Annotated in this window: 20 protein-coding genes; 10 read left to right on the forward strand and 10 right to left on the reverse strand. The window is 68.8% G+C overall.

Annotated elements, in window-relative coordinates; translation table 11 throughout:
- Positions 1-2 precede the first annotated feature (2 nt).
- Genes IEZ09_RS21480 through IEZ09_RS21490 form a run of 3 tightly spaced genes read left to right on the forward strand, consistent with a single transcriptional unit; the run spans position 3 to position 2,731 of the window.
- Positions 3-758, forward strand: a complete 756-nt coding sequence (locus IEZ09_RS21480) for a glutaminyl-peptide cyclotransferase (protein ID WP_189255519.1) — start codon at positions 3-5, stop codon at positions 756-758.
- 4 nt (positions 759-762) lie between these two features.
- A complete protein-coding gene (locus IEZ09_RS21485; RefSeq protein ID WP_229812809.1) occupies positions 763-2,265 on the forward strand; it encodes an MFS transporter in 1,503 nt (500 codons plus the stop codon).
- Between the two features lie 10 nt (positions 2,266-2,275).
- Positions 2,276-2,731, forward strand: coding sequence for a DUF2771 family protein (locus tag IEZ09_RS21490; protein WP_189255520.1), 456 nt, complete (start codon positions 2,276-2,278; stop codon positions 2,729-2,731).
- Here IEZ09_RS21490 and IEZ09_RS21495 read toward each other — a convergent pair.
- Together IEZ09_RS21495 and IEZ09_RS21500 are read right to left on the reverse strand one after the other, a co-directional pair.
- Positions 2,728-3,312, reverse strand: a complete 585-nt coding sequence (locus IEZ09_RS21495) for an HD domain-containing protein (RefSeq protein ID WP_189255521.1) — start codon at positions 3,310-3,312, stop codon at positions 2,728-2,730. The genes IEZ09_RS21490 and IEZ09_RS21495 overlap by 4 nt on opposite strands.
- Positions 3,313-3,324: 12 nt before the next feature.
- The gene (locus IEZ09_RS21500) at positions 3,325-3,714 is read right to left on the reverse strand and encodes a cold-shock protein (RefSeq protein ID WP_189255522.1); all 390 of its coding nucleotides are present in this window, start codon (positions 3,712-3,714) and stop codon (positions 3,325-3,327) included.
- A gap of 125 nt (positions 3,715-3,839) precedes the next feature.
- Here IEZ09_RS21500 and IEZ09_RS21505 point away from each other — a divergent pair, with 125 nt between their 5' ends.
- A complete protein-coding gene (locus IEZ09_RS21505) occupies positions 3,840-4,043 on the forward strand; it encodes a hypothetical protein (RefSeq protein ID WP_189255523.1) in 204 nt (67 codons plus the stop codon).
- Here IEZ09_RS21505 and IEZ09_RS21510 read toward each other — a convergent pair.
- The gene (locus IEZ09_RS21510) at positions 4,015-4,632 is read right to left on the reverse strand and encodes an HAD family hydrolase (RefSeq protein WP_189255524.1); all 618 of its coding nucleotides are present in this window, start codon (positions 4,630-4,632) and stop codon (positions 4,015-4,017) included. The genes IEZ09_RS21505 and IEZ09_RS21510 overlap by 29 nt on opposite strands.
- A 52-nt stretch (positions 4,633-4,684) precedes the next feature.
- On the opposite strand from IEZ09_RS21510, the gene IEZ09_RS21515 reads away from it, so the two are divergent.
- Together IEZ09_RS21515 and IEZ09_RS21520 are read left to right on the forward strand one after the other, a co-directional pair.
- Positions 4,685-5,227: a TetR/AcrR family transcriptional regulator gene (locus IEZ09_RS21515; protein ID WP_189255525.1), complete on the forward strand. Its 543-nt coding sequence runs from the start codon at positions 4,685-4,687 to the stop codon at positions 5,225-5,227.
- Positions 5,228-5,272: 45 nt separating this feature from the next.
- Positions 5,273-6,478, forward strand: a complete 1,206-nt coding sequence (locus IEZ09_RS21520; RefSeq protein ID WP_189255526.1) for an Nramp family divalent metal transporter — start codon at positions 5,273-5,275, stop codon at positions 6,476-6,478.
- On the opposite strand, the gene IEZ09_RS21525 is transcribed toward IEZ09_RS21520, so the two are convergent.
- A complete protein-coding gene (locus tag IEZ09_RS21525) occupies positions 6,457-7,410 on the reverse strand; it encodes a Gfo/Idh/MocA family protein (protein ID WP_189255527.1) in 954 nt (317 codons plus the stop codon). The two genes, IEZ09_RS21520 and IEZ09_RS21525, sit on opposite strands and share 22 nt — an antisense overlap.
- A 22-nt stretch (positions 7,411-7,432) precedes the next feature.
- On the opposite strand from IEZ09_RS21525, the gene IEZ09_RS21530 reads away from it, so the two are divergent.
- Positions 7,433-7,807 (forward strand): YccF domain-containing protein, encoded by a 375-nt coding sequence (locus IEZ09_RS21530; protein ID WP_189255528.1) that lies wholly within the window; start codon positions 7,433-7,435, stop codon positions 7,805-7,807.
- 59 nt (positions 7,808-7,866) lie between these two features.
- On the opposite strand, the gene IEZ09_RS21535 is transcribed toward IEZ09_RS21530, so the two are convergent.
- The 5 genes from IEZ09_RS21535 to IEZ09_RS21555 form a co-directional block, all read right to left on the reverse strand.
- A complete protein-coding gene (locus IEZ09_RS21535; protein ID WP_189255529.1) occupies positions 7,867-8,259 on the reverse strand; it encodes a VOC family protein in 393 nt (130 codons plus the stop codon).
- 168 nt (positions 8,260-8,427) lie between these two features.
- Positions 8,428-10,023 carry an AMP-binding protein gene (locus IEZ09_RS21540; RefSeq protein WP_189255530.1) on the reverse strand — a complete coding sequence of 532 codons (1,596 nt, stop codon included), beginning with the start codon at positions 10,021-10,023 and terminating at the stop codon, positions 8,428-8,430.
- Positions 10,024-10,037: 14 nt separating this feature from the next.
- Positions 10,038-10,823, reverse strand: a complete 786-nt coding sequence (locus IEZ09_RS21545) for a metallophosphoesterase (RefSeq protein ID WP_189255590.1) — start codon at positions 10,821-10,823, stop codon at positions 10,038-10,040.
- A gap of 53 nt (positions 10,824-10,876) precedes the next feature.
- The gene (locus IEZ09_RS21550) at positions 10,877-11,668 is read right to left on the reverse strand and encodes an HAD-IIA family hydrolase (protein ID WP_229812810.1); all 792 of its coding nucleotides are present in this window, start codon (positions 11,666-11,668) and stop codon (positions 10,877-10,879) included.
- Between the two features lie 4 nt (positions 11,669-11,672).
- On the reverse strand, positions 11,673-12,119 hold the full coding sequence (locus IEZ09_RS21555) for a MarR family winged helix-turn-helix transcriptional regulator (RefSeq protein ID WP_189255531.1): 447 nt from the start codon (positions 12,117-12,119) through the stop codon (positions 11,673-11,675).
- Positions 12,120-12,234: 115 nt separating this feature from the next.
- Here IEZ09_RS21555 and moaA point away from each other — a divergent pair, with 115 nt between their 5' ends.
- Positions 12,235-13,293 (forward strand): GTP 3',8-cyclase MoaA, encoded by a 1,059-nt coding sequence (gene moaA / locus IEZ09_RS21560; RefSeq protein ID WP_229812811.1) that lies wholly within the window; start codon positions 12,235-12,237, stop codon positions 13,291-13,293.
- Positions 13,290-13,565: a MoaD/ThiS family protein gene (locus tag IEZ09_RS21565; RefSeq protein WP_189255533.1), complete on the forward strand. Its 276-nt coding sequence runs from the start codon at positions 13,290-13,292 to the stop codon at positions 13,563-13,565. The genes moaA and IEZ09_RS21565 overlap by 4 nt, the downstream gene beginning before the upstream one ends.
- Here the strand turns inward: IEZ09_RS21565 and IEZ09_RS21570 are convergent.
- Positions 13,529-15,967, reverse strand: a complete 2,439-nt coding sequence (locus IEZ09_RS21570; RefSeq protein WP_189255534.1) for an AfsR/SARP family transcriptional regulator — start codon at positions 15,965-15,967, stop codon at positions 13,529-13,531. The genes IEZ09_RS21565 and IEZ09_RS21570 overlap by 37 nt on opposite strands.
- 421 nt (positions 15,968-16,388) lie before the next feature.
- Here IEZ09_RS21570 and IEZ09_RS21575 point away from each other — a divergent pair, with 421 nt between their 5' ends.
- The gene (locus tag IEZ09_RS21575; protein ID WP_189255535.1) at positions 16,389-17,027 is read left to right on the forward strand and encodes a transglycosylase family protein; all 639 of its coding nucleotides are present in this window, start codon (positions 16,389-16,391) and stop codon (positions 17,025-17,027) included.
- The last annotated feature ends 15 nt before the right edge of the window (positions 17,028-17,042 follow it).

The raw sequence follows: 17,042 nt of genomic DNA on the forward strand, positions 1-17,042 counted from the left end.
GGGTGCGCTCACCCGTCTGGCTGGTCATCGTCGCGGTTCTGGCCGCCTGTTCGCCACAGCAGGAAGCAAAACCGCAGGTGGAAGTCCTGCAGAAGATCCCTCACGACACGTCGGCGTTCACCCAGGGGTTGGAACTCGTCGACGGCGTCCTCTACGAGGGCACCGGGCTGGAGGGCCAGTCGACGATGCGCGCGCTCGACCCGTCGAGCGGCAACGTGCAGAAGAAAGTCGATCTTCCACAGGACTTCTTCGGCGAAGGCATCACCGTCGTCGGCGACACCATCTGGCAGATCACGTGGCGCAACGGCGTGGCGATCGAACGCGACCGCAGGACGCTGAACGAGATCCGCCGCGTCCAGTACCAGGGCGAGGGCTGGGGCATCTGCGACGACGGCAAGCGGCTGATCATGAGCGACGGCAGCGCGAAGCTGACCTTCCGCGACCCGAAGTCGTTCACCGAAACGGGATCCGTACAGGTCACCAGGGACGGCAAGCCGCTGACCCAGCTGAACGAGCTGGAGTGCGTCGGCGGCAAAGTATGGGCGAACGTCTGGAAGACCGACGAGATCGTCCGCATCGACCCCGCCAACGGTCAGGTGACCGACACCTACGACCTCTCGTCGCTCAAGCCATCCGGTCCGGACGTGGACGTGCTGAACGGCATCGCGCACATCCCCGGCACCAACGAGTTCCTGGTCACAGGCAAGAACTGGCCCACCATCTTCCGAGTGAGGTTCAACGGGATGGGGCAGGATTGACGGTGTGACGGGCAACCGCGGGTGGAGTGACCAGCCGACTCCGAAGCGCTACCCGTGGCAGGACGACGAGTACCAGCCGCGGCCGCGCCGCGGAACGGCGTCCGAGCACGGATTCCAGCCTCCGCCGAAACGTCCGCAGAACACCCGGCCGCTGCCGAACGAGGATCAGGAAACGACCCCGACTCCCAAGCCGCCGAAGAAGCTCACCGTCACGCGCGTCGCGTGGTTCCGCACCAGGCAGCTCTCGCAGCAGGCGGTCGCGGCGTTCCGGCGCGCGGCCCACGCCGACGGCGCCAAGAAGTCCGGCATGGCTTCGGTCACCTACGCGGTGATGATGAACTACGCCGCCGACGCCGCGATGGCAGTGGCGCTGGCGAACACGTTGTTCTTCAGCGCCGCCAGCGCGGAGTCCAAGACCAAGGTCGCGCTGTACCTGCTGATCACGGTCGCGCCGTTCGCGTTGATCGCACCGGTGATCGGGCCGTTGCTGGACAGGATCCAGCGCGGCAGGCGGCTGGCCCTGGCCGCCTCCTGCGTGCTGCGGATCGTGCTGTCGATCGTGATGGCCCTGCACTTCGACGACTGGCTGCTGTACCCGGCGGCGTTGGGCAGCATGGTGCTCAGCAAGTCGTTCACGGTGCTCAAGTCCGCGATCACCCCGCGCGTGCTGCCGCCGGAGATCACGCTGTCGAAGACCAACGCGCGCATGACCGTCTTCGGTCTCGCTGCGGGTGCGGTGTTCGGCGCGTTCGCCGCCGGGTTCGCGAAGCTGTTCGGCTCGCCGGGAGCGTTGTGGTTCACCGCGGTGCTGTGCCTGGTGAACGCGTGGCTGTGCATGCGGATCCCGTCGTGGGTCGAGGTGACCGAGGGCGAGGTCCCGGCGACGCTCACGCCCAAGCCCGCCAAGCAACGCGTGTCCCGGCACATCGTCGTCGCCTTGTGGGGCAACGGTTCCATCCGCATGCTGACCGGATTCCTCACGCTGTTCGCGGCCTTCGTGGTCCGCGAGCAGACCGAGGGCGAGGCGTTCCAGCAGCTGTTGCTCCTGGGCGTGATCGCCGGCGCCGCCGGTGCGGGCAGCTTCCTCGGCAACGCGATCGGCGCGCGGCAGCACTTCGGCAAGCCGGACGAGGTGATCCTCGCGTGCGTCGGCACGGCTCTCGTCGCGACGATCGTGGCCGCGGCTCTGCCCGGTCTGATCACCGCCGCGATCGTCGGGTTGCTGGGCGCCACGGCGTCGTCGCTGGCCAAGATCAGCCTGGACGCGGTGATCCAGGACGACCTGCCGGAGGAGTCGCGCGCGTCGGCGTTCGGCCGCTCCGAGACGATCCTGCAGCTCGCGTGGGTCTTCGGCGGCGCGCTGGGCGTGCTGCTGCCCGCGACGTTCTGGATCGGCTTCCTGGTGCTCGCCGCGCTGCTCGCGCTGGGCCTCGCCCAGACCTGGCTCTACCGCAACGGAACGTCGTTGCACAGGCTCGTCCGCAGGCGCGTTCCTGCCACCACGTAGGCTGCCTGACGTGCGTCGACTTGCTTCTGTAATGGCCGCCAGCGCTCTCGTGCTGACCGGATGCTCCCTGCCGCAGCACGACCCCGAGGTCACGTTCTACGCGAACGGCAGGACCATCCGGCTCGAGCCGACGATCTACTGCGACCTCCAGGGCTCGAACTGCGCCGAGAAGAACGCGCCCGGCACGCTGAAGGTGCCGCCGGGCAAGGTCGTGCAGATCTCGGTGGACGGGCAGCTCGCGGACGGCCTGTGGGAGGTCGTGTGCGTGTACGAGAACGCCGCGAAGGTCCAGGAGGGCTGCTCCTCGCCGTTGCTGGGCAAGGGCGACAACTACTCCTACACGCTGGCCGTGCCGAACCAGACCGACCAGCTGCTGCGCATCGAGGTGCACGAGGCGGCGGGCGCGGTGCTGGAAACCGGCCAGCCGCTCATGCGCGGTTCGTGGGTCGTCGACGTCACGCGCTAACGCCTGCCGAAGGCTTCCCACCACTCGCTGGGAACGATCTTCAAAGCAGACTCCATCAAGGCCTTGCCGGTGTCGGTGACCACCGACGCCTGCATGGTCTGGATGAAGCGGTCCATCTTCGTGACGCCGGCGGCCTGGTACTCCCGCGCCTGCAGCAGGAGCTCCAGCTTGTCGGCGTCACGGGAGCAGCGCGCCTCGGGCGTGTGGTCGTCGCTCTTCGCCGACTCGTGTTCGGCGATCAGCTGCTCGATGTGCGCGGCCAGCGGGGCCGGCAGGTGCTTCACCTGGTCTCTGGCCACGTCCTCCGGCGGCATCCGCACGTCGAGGTAGAGCTTGCCGACGTACGGGATGTCGCCGGTCCGCGCCTCCGGCACGTCGTGGAAGAGGCCCAGCGTCGCCGCCCGGTCCGGGTTCGCGCCCTCCTGGACGGCGATCGCGTACGCCAGAACGCCCACCCGGAACGAGTGGGCGGCCACCGACTCGGGGTGGGACACCCCTGCGAAGAGCCACCCCGCTCTGGGCAGGCGTTTGAGCTGGCCGACCTCGTAGCCGAATTCGACGATCCGGTCCGCATCAGACATGGACTGATCTTTTTACGGATCGAGGTCCCGCGCCACCGCCCGGACGACCTCGGCGATCAGCTTCATGTTCTTCTTGTCGGACGGGTAGCGGCCCCGGCGCAGGTCGGGCTGCACCTTGTTCTCGAGGAGCTTGATCATGTCCTCGATCAGGCCGTGCAGCTCCTCCGCGGGACGGCGGCGCGCCTCGGCGACGGACGGCTGCGGGTCGACCAGGCGCACGGACAGCGCCTGCGGACCGCGGCGGCCCTCCGCCATGCCGAACTCGATGCGCTGGCCGGCCTTCAAACCGGTGACGCCCGGAGGCAACGCGGATTTGCGGACGTAGACGTCCTCGCCACCGTCCTGGGTGACGAATCCGAAGCCCTTCTCCGTGTCGTACCACTTGACCTTGCCGGTCGGCACCGCGCTCACCATTCCCTTGCTTGAAGCACAACGAACGCGCCCCAGGCGTACCCAGGACGCGTCTCACCAGAGTAGCCAGAAGACCAGGCGGAAGGCACCTCCGTTAGCGCGACTACGCTGCCGGCATGACCGCTTCGAAGCTGCTGCCGCTGGCCATCGGCCTGTTCGCCGTCGGCGTATTGGCGATCATCGCGGTCTTCGTGCTCTTCGCCACGGGCCACAGCGACCTGCCGGTCTGGCTGAACGTCGCCGCCACCTACCTGCCGGCGATCGGCCTGGCGCTCGGGATCATCGCCGTGATCAGGAAAGCACGCCGGAAGAAGTCCTGAGCCACTCCGGGAACTCCCGCAGGTCCTCCAGCACGACCGCGGCGCCCGCGCCGGTCAGCTCGGCGCGGGAACAGGGGCCCGTCATCACGCCGACGCCCAGCGCTCCGGCGGCCGCGGCTCCGCGCATGTCGCCGATGTGGTCGCCCACGTAGACCGACGCGCCGTGCAGCTTGAGCGACTCCGCCTTGCCCGTCGACCACAGCTCGCCGTAGAGGTGGTCGACCTCCCAGCCCAGCGCTTCGAGGTGCAGCGCGGCGTTCTTGCGGTACTTGCCGGTCACGACCATGGTCTGGCCGCCGAGCTCGCGCACCGACTTCAGCGCTTCGGCCGCACCGGGCAGCGCGACCGTCGCCGGGATCACGACCTCCGGGTACAGCGCGCGGAAGAGCGTGACCAGGTCCGGGATCTCCTCCTCCGGCACGCCCATGTCGCGGTAGATCATGTCCAGCGGCGGGCCGAGGTTCGCCGCGAAGTGCTCGCCGTCCAGCTGATGGCCGGTGCGGGCGCCCACCTCGTTCATCACCGCCGCCATGCCCGGTCTGGGGTCGATGAGGGTCATGTCCAGGTCGAAGCCCACTGTGAACGGCACAGAACCCAACTCTACGTCTGTACAAAAACCATATCTGTGTAAAGCTGGCAGCGTGAGCGACATCACCGAGCTCTTGCTGGACGCAGCCGCTGACCTGCTTGCCGCCCACGGGTTCCACGGGCTGCGCATGATCGAGGTCGCGAGCCGCGCCGGAGTGAGCAGGCAGACCGTCTACAACGAGTTCGGCAACAAGGAGGGGCTCGTCCAGGCCGTCGCCGCGCACCGGACCGAGGAGTACCTCAACGGCATCGTCAGCCGGCTCGGCCAGGGCCCGGACCCGTGGGAGGCGATGCGGGCGGCGTTCCGCTTCACCTTCGAGCAGACCGAGAAGGACCGGCTGGTCTCCGCCGTGCTGACCGGGCAGGACGCCGAGGACCTGCTGCCGTTCCTGACCACCAGGGGCCATCCCGTGCTGTTCCAGGCGACCGAGGTCGTCGAGCGGCACCTCACCGAGCACTTCCCCGGCAGGCACGTGCGGTTCACGGCCGAGACGACGGTGCGGCTCGCGCTGAGCCACCTGCTGTTGCCGAGCGGTGACCTCGAGAGCGCGGTCGACGCGGTCGTCAGAGTCGCCAAGGCCACGTTGGAGGCGTGACCACCCCCCTTGTTGCAATAATCTTGCAACAAGGGGAGGTGTCCGGTGGTCGCTGTGTCAGGACGTCTGCGCGCCGGTGCGGCGTTGCTCGGCCCGGCGTTCGTCGCCGCCATCGCGTACGTCGATCCCGGCAACGTCGCCACCAACACCGCGGCAGGCGCTCGCTTCGGGTACCTGCTGGTGTGGGTGCTCGTCGTCGCGAACGTCATGGCGGGGCTCGTGCAGTACCTGTCGGCGAAGCTGGGCCTGGTCACCGGGCAGTCGTTGCCGGAGGCCGTGCGTGATCATCTGCCGCGCCCGGTGCGGCTCGCCTACTGGGGACAGGCGGAGGTGGTCGCGATGGCGACCGACCTCGCCGAGGTGCTCGGCGGTGCCATCGCGCTGTCGTTGCTCTTCGGCCTCCCGCTGCTGCTCGGCGGTGTGATCACCGGTGTCGTGTCGACAGCTCTGCTGCTGGTGCAGGACAAACGCGGGCAGAAGCCGTTCGAGCGCGTGATCACCACGATGCTGGTCGTGATCGCGGCCGGGTTCATGGCAGGGCTCTTCGTGTCGCCGCCGTCGGTGTCCGGTGCCGCATCCGGCCTGGTGCCGAGGTTCGACGGTGCGGACAGCGTGCTGCTCGCGGCCGGGATGCTCGGCGCGACCGTGATGCCGCACGCGGTGTACCTGCACTCGGCGCTGGCACGGGACCGGCACGGGAAGAACCCGTCGTTGCTCGGGGCCACCAAGGTCGACGTCGTCGTCGCGATGGTGGTGGCCGGTGCGGTGAACCTGGCGATGCTGCTGCTCGCGGCGTCCGCGTTGCAGGGCAACGGCGGCGTGGACACGCTCGAAGGGGCGCACGCGGCGGTCGGTGCGACGCTGGGCGGCGGGATCGCGCTGTTGTTCGCTCTGGGTTTGCTGGCTTCGGGTTTCGCGTCCACGGCTGTCGGCTGTTATGCCGGTGCCGTGGTCATGGACGGCCTGCTGCGGGTGCGGATTCCTTTGCCGGCCAGGCGAATCATCACGTTGGTGCCCGCGCTGGCGATCCTGGCGTCGGGGGTCGATCCCACGTTCGCGTTGGTGCTGTCGCAGGTCGTGCTGTCGTTCGGCATCCCGTTCGCACTGGTGCCGCTGGTGTGGCTGACCGCGCGCCGGCCGTTGATGGGTTCGTACACGAACCGGCGCTCGGTCACCGTTTCCGCGTCCGTCGTGGCGTTCGCGGTGGTCGTGCTGAACGTGGCGTTGATCTACCTGACGATGTCCGCGTAGTCGACGCCGAGCTGGTCCAGGACCTCCTCCATGGTCCGCATGATGTCGAGCGTCGCCGTCAACGGCATGTCGGAGTGTTCGACGGCACCCTGGCCCGCCCAGATCTCGACCTCGTGGATCTGGTGCCGGTAACCCCGGTCCTCGGTCTCGTGCTCGACCCCGTTGATGATCACCTTGGTGGGGTTGTACATCCGGTCGATCTCGATCGTGCCCTCGGTTCCGACGATCTCCGCCGTGCTGCCGAGGTCGGCGACGAGCGAACAGCGCAGCAGAGCGTGCACGCCGTTCTCGTAGCCCAGCAGGATTCCGGCATCGGCGTCCACTTCGGACGGCGCGAGACCGCCGTGCGCGGCGATGTGCGTCGGCCGGCCGAGAAGCTGGTGCGCGAGTGCGATCGGGTAGATCCCAAGGTCGAGGACCGAGCCACCGGCCGTCTCCTTCGCCCACAGCCGGTGGCCGGCGTCGAAGTCGGTGCGGAACCCGAAGTCCGCGCGGATCGTGCGCACCTCGCCGATCTCACCGCCGGCCACGGCACCGGCCACCTTGCGGATCAACGGGTTGAAGCGCGTCCACATGCCCTCCATGAGGAAACGCTTCTCGGTGCGCGCCTTCACGATCATCTCCTCCACCTGGGCGGAGGAGATGCCGAGGGGCTTCTCGCACAGCACGTGCTTGCCGGCCTCGAGCGCCGCGAGCGTGACCTCGTGGTGCTGGGCGTGCGGCGTGGCGACGTAGACGACCTCGACCTCCTCGTCGCGCAGGAGCTCGCGGTAGTCGCCGTACGCGCGCTTGATGCCGAACCGCTCGGCAAACGCTTGCGCACGCGTGACGTCCCGGGAGGACACCGCGATCACCTCGACGTCCGGGACCTTCAGCATGTCGGCGGTCACGGTCTGCGCGATGCCGCCTGTTGCGATCACACCCCACTTCATGGCGTGAGCTTAGATTGGAGGTATGCGCCTCATCCTGAACGTGATCTGGCTCGTGCTCGCCGGGTTCTGGATGGCCGTCGGCTACGCGGTCGCCGGTCTCATCTGCTGCGTCCTGATCATCACGATCCCGTGGGGCATCGCGTCGTTCCGGATCGCGAACTACGCGCTCTGGCCGTTCGGCCGCGAGGTGGTCGACAAGCCGGGCGCGGGCACCGGCTCGTTGCTGGGCAACGTCATCTGGATCGTCGTCGCCGGGTTCTGGCTCGCCATCGGCCACATCGTCACCGGCATCGCGCTGTGCGTGACGATCATCGGCATCCCGCTCGGGCTGGCCAACTTCAAGCTGGTGAAGGTCTCGCTGGTGCCGCTGGGCAAGGAGATCGTCGAAGTTCCGTGAGGGTCTCCCGCTCCTCGTCGGGGGCGAGGAGCGGAAGACCTCTCATTCGGCACGTGCGGTCAGGCTTCGTCGCCCGACAGCTCGTGCAGGCACAGGATGTTGCCCTCGGTGTCGCAGAACCACGCCGCGCGCTCGTTGCCCATGACCGCGATGTGGTTGACGGTCTTGAGGTCGGGCATGTCGTAGTCCTCGAAGCGCACGCCCCTGTCCTCCAGCTCGCGGATCTCGCCCTCCAGGTCGGGCACCTCGAAGCTGAGCACCGTGTGGGCGGTCTGCGCACCCTTCTCCGCAGGCATCAGTCCCAGCGCGTCACCCTGGCCGAGCGCGAAGATCCGCGTGCCGTCCGGTGCGGTGGCGAGGGGCTTGAGACCGAGCTTGTCCGCGTAGAAGCGCCCGGCGCGCTCGGCGTCTTCTACGGGCAGCATCGTCGTTGTCCTGGTGGCGGTGAGCATGGGCGCCTCCTTCGACGGAATCCCACGATGTTGCGCGCGTCACACCGCATCCGCAAGAGGCCTTTCACCCCTTCCTGACCTGCGGAGATCGTTGATTCGCCAGACGATTTCGCTCCGTGAACGCACCGCGCCTCGTCGTGCTCACCGCCGCCCTCGCACGCCCTGGGATCAGGCGTGCCGGGTGCTGTCGTCCAGGTTCAGCAGCTCCACGGCCTTGGCCCGCATCTCCACCTTGCGGATCTTGCCGGTGACCGTCATCGGGAACTCGTCGACGACGTGCACGTACCGCGGGATCTTGTAGTGCGCGAGCTTCCCGGTGCAGAACTCCCGGACGGCCTCTGCGGTCAGCGGCGCGGCGCCCTCGCGCAGGCGGACCCAAGCCATGAGCTCCTCGCCGTACTTGGCGTCGGGCACGCCGATCACCTGGGCGTCAAGCACGTCCGGGTGCGTGTAGAGGAACTCCTCGATCTCGCGCGGATAGATGTTCTCGCCACCGCGGATGACCATGTCCTTGATGCGCCCGGTGATGTTCACGTAATCGTCGTCGTCCATCACGGCGAGGTCGCCGGTGTGCATCCAACCGGCCTTGTCCACCGCGTCGGCCGTCTTGTCGGGCTCGTTCCAGTAACCGAGCATGACGGAGTAGCCCCGCGTGCACAGCTCCCCCGGCACCCCGCGCGGAACCGTCAGCCCGGTCTCCGGGTCGACGATCTTCACCTCGAGGTGGGGACCGACCCGCCCGACCGTCCCGACGCGACGGTCCAGCGAGTCGTCGACGCGCGTCTGCGTTGACACCGGGGAGGTTTCGGTCATGCCGTAGCAGATGGAGACCTCGCGCATGCCCATGCGTTCGACGACCTGTTTCATCACCTCGACCGGGCACGGCGAGCCCGCCATGATGCCGGTGCGCAACGACGACAGGTCGTAGCCGTCGATCAGGTCGAGCATGGCGATGAACATCGTCGGCACGCCGTAGAGACTGGTGCAGCGCTCTTCCTGAACCGCCGCAAGGGTTTTCGCCGGGTCGAACGCCGGTGCGGGGATCACGACGCACGCGCCGTGACTGGTGGCGGCGAGGTTGCCCATCACCATTCCGAAGCAGTGGTAGAACGGCGGCACGACGCAGATGCGGTCGTTTTCCGTGTAGTTCAACAACTCCCCGACGAAGTAACCGTTGTTGAGGATGTTGTGGTGCGAGAGCGTCGCGCCCTTGGGGAAGCCCGTGGTGCCGGACGTGTACTGGATGTTGATCGGGTCGTCGCGGTCCAGCTCGACGTCCGGCAGCTCGCTTTCCGTCCACTGTGGATCGTCGACGAACACGACGTTGCGCAGCTCTGGACAGCGCGGCCGGACCTCCTCGATCATCCCCGCGTAGTCGGAGGTCTTGAACGTCCGCGCGGACACCAGCGTGTGGATGCCCGCCTGGTTCAGCACGTACTCCAGCTCGTGCACCCGGTACGCCGGGTTGACGTTGACCAGGATCGCGCCGATCCGTGCCGTCGCGTACTGCACGAAGACCCACTCCGCGCAGTTCGGTGCCCAGATGCCGACCCGGTCGCCCTTGCGCACGCCCAGCGCGGTGAGCCCGGCGGCCGCTTTGTCGACTTCCGCCGACAGTTCGGTGTAGGTCCACCGGCGATCTGTGGCCTTGTCGACAAGTGCCTCGCGGTCGCCGAAGCGCGCGACGGTCGCGGCGAAGTTCGCGTGGATCGTGTCGCCCAGCAGCGGGGCGGCGGAGGTGCCCGAGGAGTAGCTGGCGGTCATCCACCAGACCGTAGTCAGGCTCCGGGGTATGGCAAGGGGACGACCAGGCACGGACCGCCGCTGTAGAGGCCCGCGTCGATCGCCAGGACCTTGCCGTCGGCGTACACGAGGGGCCCGTCGATCTGCTCCGGCGGCACCCCGAGTTGATCGGCGATGACGCTGTGGCCGTGCACGATCTTGCTGCCGCCGAGGGTCCCGAGCAGCTCGTCTGCGATTTCCGGCCCCTGCGGACCGCGGAACGCGTAGCGCGTCGTCATCTTGCGCCAGCACTCCCACCACTCGACGAGATCGTCGCCCTTGAGCACCTGCCGGACCGCCTCGTTGACCTCCTCGATCGAGGACCCCCATTCGAGGTAGGCCGCCGTGTCGGAGTGCATCAGCAGGTGGTCGTCGCGCAGCTTCAGCACCGGTCTGCTGGTGAGCCACTCGACGTGCGCGTCGGTCAGCCGGTCCTGGTCGCTGCGCAGCCCGCCGTTCAGCAGCCAGCTGCGCGCGAACGACCGCGGCCCGGCGCTGTCGGGCACCTGCTCGTCACCGAACCGGTGCATGCCGAGCAGCAGCACCTCGTGGTTGCCGATCAACGAGTTGACCGCGCCACCCGCCTGCGCCGCCTCCTCGATCAGGCGCATGACCAGATCGATCACGCCGACACCGTCGGGACCGCGGTCCACGAAGTCGCCGAGGAACCACAGCTCGGCCTCACCGCCGGTCCAGTGCCCCTCCTCGTCGCACAGCTCGGCGACGTGCAGCGCTCTGGTCAGCTCAGCGAGGTGTCCGTGCACGTCACCTACGACGTACATCGGGCGTCGATCCGTGTCCACCTCCGCGACGATAGGTGATGAACCCTCGCGCGTCAGTGGCCAGCCCAGTCACCGAACGGGTCCTGTGAGTGACCGACCAGCTCGGCGATCGACTTCAGCACGCGCGTCGGCCGGTACGGGTACATCTCGGCGTGCTCGGAGGTGAAGATCCCGGACAGCACGAGGATGGTCGACAGGCCCGCTTCCAGGCCCGATCGCACGTCGGTGTCCATCCGGTCACCGATCATGAGAGCGTTCTCCGAGTGCGAGCCCAGCGCGCGCAACGCCGACCGCATCATCAACGGGTTCGGCTTGCCCACGTAGTAGGGCTCACGGCCGGTGGCGCGCTCGATCAACGCCGCCACGGCGCCGGTCGCGGGCAGCGAGCCCTCGCGGGACGGGCCCGTCGCGTCCGGGTTGGTCGCGATGAACTTCGCGCCCTCCTCGACCAGGCGGATGGCCTTGGTGATCGCGGTGAAGCTGTAGGTGCGGGTCTCGCCGAGCACCACGTAGTCCGGGTCGCGGTCGGTCAGGACGTAGCCGATCTCGTGCAACGCCGTGGTGAGGCCGGCCTCGCCGATCACGAACGCCGAGCCGTTCGGCCGCTGCGAGTCGAGGAACCTGGCCGTGGCCAGCGCGGACGTCCAGATCGACGTCTCCGGGATGTCCAGGCCCGTGCGCTGCAATCGCGCGCGCAGGTCTCGTGGCGTGTAGATGGAGTTGTTGGTGAGCACGAGGAACGGGGTGTCGGAAGCACGCAGCTCCGCGACGAACTCGTCGGCGCCGGGGATCAGGTGCTCCTCGTGAACCAGAACACCGTCCATGTCCATCAAGTAGTGCCACATGGGCCTAAGTATCGATCACGCGCTTGCGGAACGTCTCCACCTGGAGCTTGAGATAACGCTCGATCACCTCGAGCTCGGCGGAGTCGAAGTGGCCGAGCACCTCGACCAGGCTGGCCTGAGCCTTCTCGAAGAGGTGGCCGAACTTCACGAACTCCGCGGGTGTGACCTCGACCAACACCTTGCGGCGGTCGTGCGGGTCACGGACACGGCGGACATATCCGGCACGCTCCAGACGGTCGATGACGCCCGTGACGGCACCGGTGGAGAGGCCGGAGAGCTCGGCGATCCGACCGGCCGTGAGGGGTCCCTCCGCCCGGATGGCGAGATCGAGGCACTTCTCGTCGGTCGCGGACAGACCCATCTGCTCGGCGACCTTCGTGTGGAACATGATCGTGAGCGCGCTGTGCTCCCGCATGTACCAGGTGAACCTCTCCAGCACCTCAGGTTCCATGTCGAACATCTTAGCTGCTAAGACAATTCCTTGTGACAGTGCTCCAAACGGGCGGAACGTGAGAAACCCTATTTGTGGCGTCATCCACAAGGGGATGTTCATTAGTCTTGATGGGGTGACAGCAGTGGACTTGGGACTACCCGTCGTGCGCGGCACGCCTGACGCGTCCGCCCGACCCGATACGCCGCTGCTCGTCGACAGGTTCGGCAGGGTCGCGACGGACCTGCGGGTGTCGCTGACCGACCGCTGCAACCTGCGCTGCACCTACTGCATGCCGGCCGAGGGCCTCGACTGGCTGCAGAAGGACGAGCTGCTCACCGACGCCGAGCTGATCCGGCTCATCCGCATCGCGGTCGTCGACCTGGGCGTCACGGACATCCGCTTCACCGGCGGCGAGCCGTTGCTGCGGCGCGGCCTGGAGCAGGTCATCGCCGCGACGGCCGAGCTGGAGCCGCGTCCGCGCATGTCGATGACGTCGAACGGCATCGGGCTCGCCCGGCGGGCGCAGTCGCTCAAGGACGCCGGCCTGAACCGGATCAACGTCTCGCTCGACACCCTCGACCCGGACCGCTTCGCCACGCTGACCAGGCGCGACCGCATCACGGACGTGCTGGACGGCCTCGACGCCGCCCGTGCGGCGGGACTGGAACCGGTGAAGGTCAACTCCGTGCTGATGCGCGGCGTGAACGAGGACGAGGCCGTGCCGCTGCTGCGGTTCTGCGTCGAGAACGGCTACCAGCTGCGGTTCATCGAGCAGATGCCGCTGGACGCGCAGCACGGCTGGAAGCGCACGAACATGGTCACGGCCGACGAGATCCTCACGATGCTCTCGTCCGCGTACACGCTGACGCCATCGGAAACCCCTCGCGGCGGTGCGCCGGCCGAGCGCTGGCTGGTCGACGGCGGCCCCGCCACTGTCGGCGTGATCGCGTCGGTGACCAGGCCGTTCTGCGCCGCCTGCGACCGCACCCGGCTCACCTCCGACGGCCAGATCCGCAACTGCCTGTTCAGCCAGGGCGAGACCGATCTGCGCACGCTGCTGCGCGACGGCTCCCCCGACTCCGCGATCGCCGACGCCTGGCGCGCCACGATGTGGGCCAAGGCGGCCGGTCACGGCATCAACGAGGCGGGCTTCCACCAGCCCGACCGTCCCATGAGCTCCATCGGAGGATGAGCGTGACTTCTTCCGGGACCGCCGTGAAGATCCGTTACTTCGCGGGCGCGCGGGCCGCGGCCGGGGTGACCGACGAGGACCTGGTGCTCGACGCTGCGGAGCCCACCGTGGCGCTCGTGGTGAGCGCGATCGGCCAACGGCACGGCGACCGGCTCGGCAAGGTGCTCGCGGCGTCGAGCTTCCTGCTGGACGGCGTCGCGGTGCGCGACACGTCGACGCGCGTGCCCGCCGGGGCTCAGCTGGACGTGCTGCCGCCGTTCGCGGGCGGCTGAGCGAGCTTGCGCTCCCACGCCTGACGGCCGGTGGCGCGCGCCAGCTCCAGGGCGCGTGACCGGGTCCGCGCTGCTTCCTCCTCGTCGCCCATCGCCCGGTGGATCTCGGCCAGCTCGGCCAGCGCGGGCACCTGCCGGACGCGCAACTGCCCGCGTTCCGCGGCCGTGACGGCCTCGACGGCGTGCTCGAACGCCTCGCTGAGGTGCCCGAGCGCGCGGTGAGCGCCGGCGAGACCGGTCAGCGCGTCGACCTCCCCGCGCAGGTAGCCGACCTTGCGGCAGAGTTCGAGCCCCTGCTGGTGGTGCGACACCGCCTCGTCCGCCCTGCCCTGGGCGCACGCGGCCAGGCCGAGCGTGTTGTGCGCGTCCCCTTCCGACTTCGGGTCCTCGCACTCGATGGCCAGCTCCAGGGACCGGTGGGCGTGGGCTTCCGCCTCTGCGCTGCGGCCGCGTTCCAGGTCCAGCAGCGCGCGGGTGTCGAACATGCGGATGACGAACACGGTTCCGAGCGCCGGGTCGTCGAGCTCCGGCACGAGGGCGTCGAGGTGCTCGGTGGCGCGGTCGACGTCGCCGATGAGGATGTAGGCGTCGGCGAGATGCCCCTCGGCGAACGCCTTGCCGCGCGAGATGCCCTGCTCGGCCGACAGCCGCGCGACGTCCCGCGCGTAGGACACGGCGAGGTCGAGCGGTCCGAGATCCATGTAGATGCCGCTGAGGTTGTACACCGCCGGCGGGTTCTCGCCGATGATCCGCAGCGACTCGCGCAGGGCGTCCGCGGCCGCGTCGAGCCTGCCGCACTCCCAGTGCACGATGCCCGCGTTGATCAGCAACGCGCCGAGGGCCTGCTCGTCGCCGAGCTCTCGCGCGAGCGCGATGCCCTCCTCGAATTCGGCCTGCGCCTGGGCGAACTGACCGCCGCGCCAGTGCGCGAGGCCGAGCGAACCGCGCATGGCGGCCTCGGCGGCCCGGTCCCGGTGCCCGCGGGCCGCGCGCAGCCCTGCCTGTGCCGACGCCACCCAGTCGACGAGGAGGCTGTGGAAGTAGAAGTACGCCCGCATGGCGTCGGCGAGCAGCCAGGCCACCGGCCGGTCCCCCGCCGCCAGGATCGCGGCCACGACGCTCGCCCGTTCCGCCTCCAGCCACGCGACCGCCTCGGTCGAGTCGCCGAAGTCGTGCCGTGGCACGCCGTCCGCGATCGGTGGCAACGCCAGCCTGCGGAACTCGGGGTGCAGCACGCGACCGGCCGCGTCCGCGTTGACGAGGTAGTAGTCGTGCAGGCGGCCGAGCTCTGGCGGGGCGAGCCGCAACGCGAAGATGCGGAGCAGGTCGTGCAGGGAGTAGCGGTCACCGGCGCGCTGCACGAGGTTCGCGTCGACGAGCCGGTCGAGCACGGCGGTCGCGTCCTCGCCGAGCAACGCCGTCGCCGCGCCGACGCCGAAGTCCGGGCCCGGCACGTGGCCGAGCAACCGGAACAACCGTTGTGCCGCTTCGGATTGCGCGCGGTACGACAGGTCGAAGGTCGCCCACACCGCGGCGTCGCCCTCGATCTCCAGCACCCCGAGCCGGTCGTCGCCGCGCAGCTCGGTCAGGTAGTCCGGCAGGTGGCCGTGGGCCACGTTCGCGGCGGCGATGCGCAACGCCAGCGGCAGGTGCCCGCAGAGCCGGGCGAGCTCGGCGCGTTCGGTCCGGCTGCCGCCGATCCGCAGGTGTGCCAACAACTCCTGCGCCTCGCCGTGGTCGAAGACGCCGACGCGGATCTGCTCGTGCTCCGGCAGATCGGTGCGGCTGGTGACGATCACCCGGCACGACGGCCCGGCCGGCAACAGCGGGCCGATCAGCTCGCGGGTGGCGTTGTCGATCACGACGAGCACCGCGCGATCGGCCGTCATCCGTTGGTACAGCGCGGTTTGCTCGGCCAGCTCGACGGGCACGTCCTCGGCTCCGAGCGCACGCAGGAACCGCGACACCGCCTGTTCCGGCGTGACCGGCGCACCCGGCGAGAAGGCGCGGAGGTTCACGTACAGCTGGCCGTCGGCGAACCGCTCGCTCAGCCGGTGGGCGACGTGGACGGCCAGCGACGTCTTGCCGACACCGGGCGGCCCGGTGATCGCGAGGACCGGGGCGGTCGACGCGAGGGCCGCCTCGATCTCGTGCGTGCGTCCGACGAAGTCGGGGAGGTCGGCCGGCAGCTGGTGGGGACCGGGCTTGCGCAGCACGAGCCGGTAGCCCGCGGGCTCGGTGACCACCTGGTCGGTCGCGCGGAGCCGTTGCACCAGGTTGCGCAACGCGCCCTTGGGGTTCGACGGCTTGTCATCGCCCCAGACGGCGTCGATCAGCTCGTCGAACGGCACCGGCTGGCCGGGTCTGGCCGCCAGCGCCTCGCGCAACACGTCGATCCTCATGTGTTCATGGTGCCCAATTCCGCGGGCGTCGAGCCGATCTCCGGCGTGTCGCCGATCGGCCGAACAGGCGTGAGCCACGCCTCACTTTCCGTGATGGATCTCGACCGATCTCAGGATGGAAACGAACCGATAACGGCTACTTTGAGCTGCGGTTTTGTAGGCTCCGCACAACGTTCCGAAACGTTACTGTGATGCGCATCACAGCCTGATACGTTTGGTGACCCCGCCGTCGGTTACGTACGGTCGCTCCTCGGCTGGTCCCGACCGGCCACGAGCAAGACCGGAGAGCCGAACACCGAACCCAGTCCAAGGGTTCTCCGGACCAACCCCGAGCGAGAGAAACCGCCGGACTGGGACGCAGGGACGTACCGGGCTCCCGAACCCGAGTTCCTGGCCGCAGGTGTGGTGGACCGAGAGGCACATGGCGTTCAACCGAGGCAAGCAGGGCAAGCAGGGTTCCGCCGCTCGCACTATCGCCAAGGTCGCGGCCGTCGGCATCATCGCCGGCGCCCCTCTGGGCCTGGCCGTTGGCACCGCCAACGCCGCCCCTGGAATGGACTGGGACGCACTCGCGCAGTGCGAGGCCAGTGGTAACTGGGCCGCCAACACCGGCAACGGGTTCTACGGCGGCCTGCAGTTCACGCAGAGCACCTGGAACGCGAACGGCGGCAAGGGCAACCCGGCCAACGCGTCGCGCGAGGAGCAGATCCGCGTGGCCGAGAACGTCCTCCGCACGCAGGGCGCCGGCGCGTGGCCGTCGTGCAGCAAGCGCATCGGCGCGTACGTGGGCAAGACCGCCCCCGCGCAGAAGCAGGCCCAGCCGCAGCGCAAGGCGCAGCCGCAGCAGCGCCAGGCGCCCGTGCAGCAGGCGCCGGTCGTCGTCCTCGAGGGTTCCAAGTCGAACCCGCAGGGCAACTACGAGATCAAGGCCGGCGACACGCTGTCGAAGATCGCCGAGGCCAACAAGGTCGCCGGCGGCTGGCAGGCCATCGTGGAGAAGAACAAGGGCTTCATCACGAACCCCGACCTGATCTTCCCGGGCCACAAGATCGCCATCTGAGCCGCGTTCGTCGGC

It is taken from the genome of Lentzea flava (assembly GCF_014648475.1).
Taxonomy (GTDB): Bacteria; Actinomycetota; Actinomycetes; order Mycobacteriales; family Pseudonocardiaceae; genus Lentzea; species Lentzea flava.

Bases quoted from the DNA above. Each gene is read 5' to 3' on its own strand.
- IEZ09_RS21495 (WP_189255521.1), bottom strand. From the start codon at position 3,312: ATGTCTGATGCGGACCGGATCGTCGAATTCGGCTACGAGGTCGGCCAG.
- IEZ09_RS21505 (WP_189255523.1), top strand. From the start codon at position 3,840: ATGACCGCTTCGAAGCTGCTGCCGCTGGCCATCGGCCTGTTCGCCGTC.
- IEZ09_RS21525 (WP_189255527.1), bottom strand. From the start codon at position 7,410: ATGAAGTGGGGTGTGATCGCAACAGGCGGCATCGCGCAGACCGTGACC.
- IEZ09_RS21530 (WP_189255528.1), top strand. From the start codon at position 7,433: ATGCGCCTCATCCTGAACGTGATCTGGCTCGTGCTCGCCGGGTTCTGG.
- IEZ09_RS21535 (WP_189255529.1), bottom strand. From the start codon at position 8,259: ATGCTCACCGCCACCAGGACAACGACGATGCTGCCCGTAGAAGACGCC.
- IEZ09_RS21540 (WP_189255530.1), bottom strand. From the start codon at position 10,023: ATGACCGCCAGCTACTCCTCGGGCACCTCCGCCGCCCCGCTGCTGGGC.
- IEZ09_RS21545 (WP_189255590.1), bottom strand. From the start codon at position 10,823: ATGTACGTCGTAGGTGACGTGCACGGACACCTCGCTGAGCTGACCAGA.
- IEZ09_RS21550 (WP_229812810.1), bottom strand. From the start codon at position 11,668: ATGTGGCACTACTTGATGGACATGGACGGTGTTCTGGTTCACGAGGAG.
- IEZ09_RS21555 (WP_189255531.1), bottom strand. From the start codon at position 12,119: ATGGAACCTGAGGTGCTGGAGAGGTTCACCTGGTACATGCGGGAGCAC.
- IEZ09_RS21565 (WP_189255533.1), top strand. From the start codon at position 13,290: ATGAGCGTGACTTCTTCCGGGACCGCCGTGAAGATCCGTTACTTCGCG.
- IEZ09_RS21570 (WP_189255534.1), bottom strand. From the start codon at position 15,967: ATGAGGATCGACGTGTTGCGCGAGGCGCTGGCGGCCAGACCCGGCCAG.
- IEZ09_RS21575 (WP_189255535.1), top strand. From the start codon at position 16,389: ATGGCGTTCAACCGAGGCAAGCAGGGCAAGCAGGGTTCCGCCGCTCGC.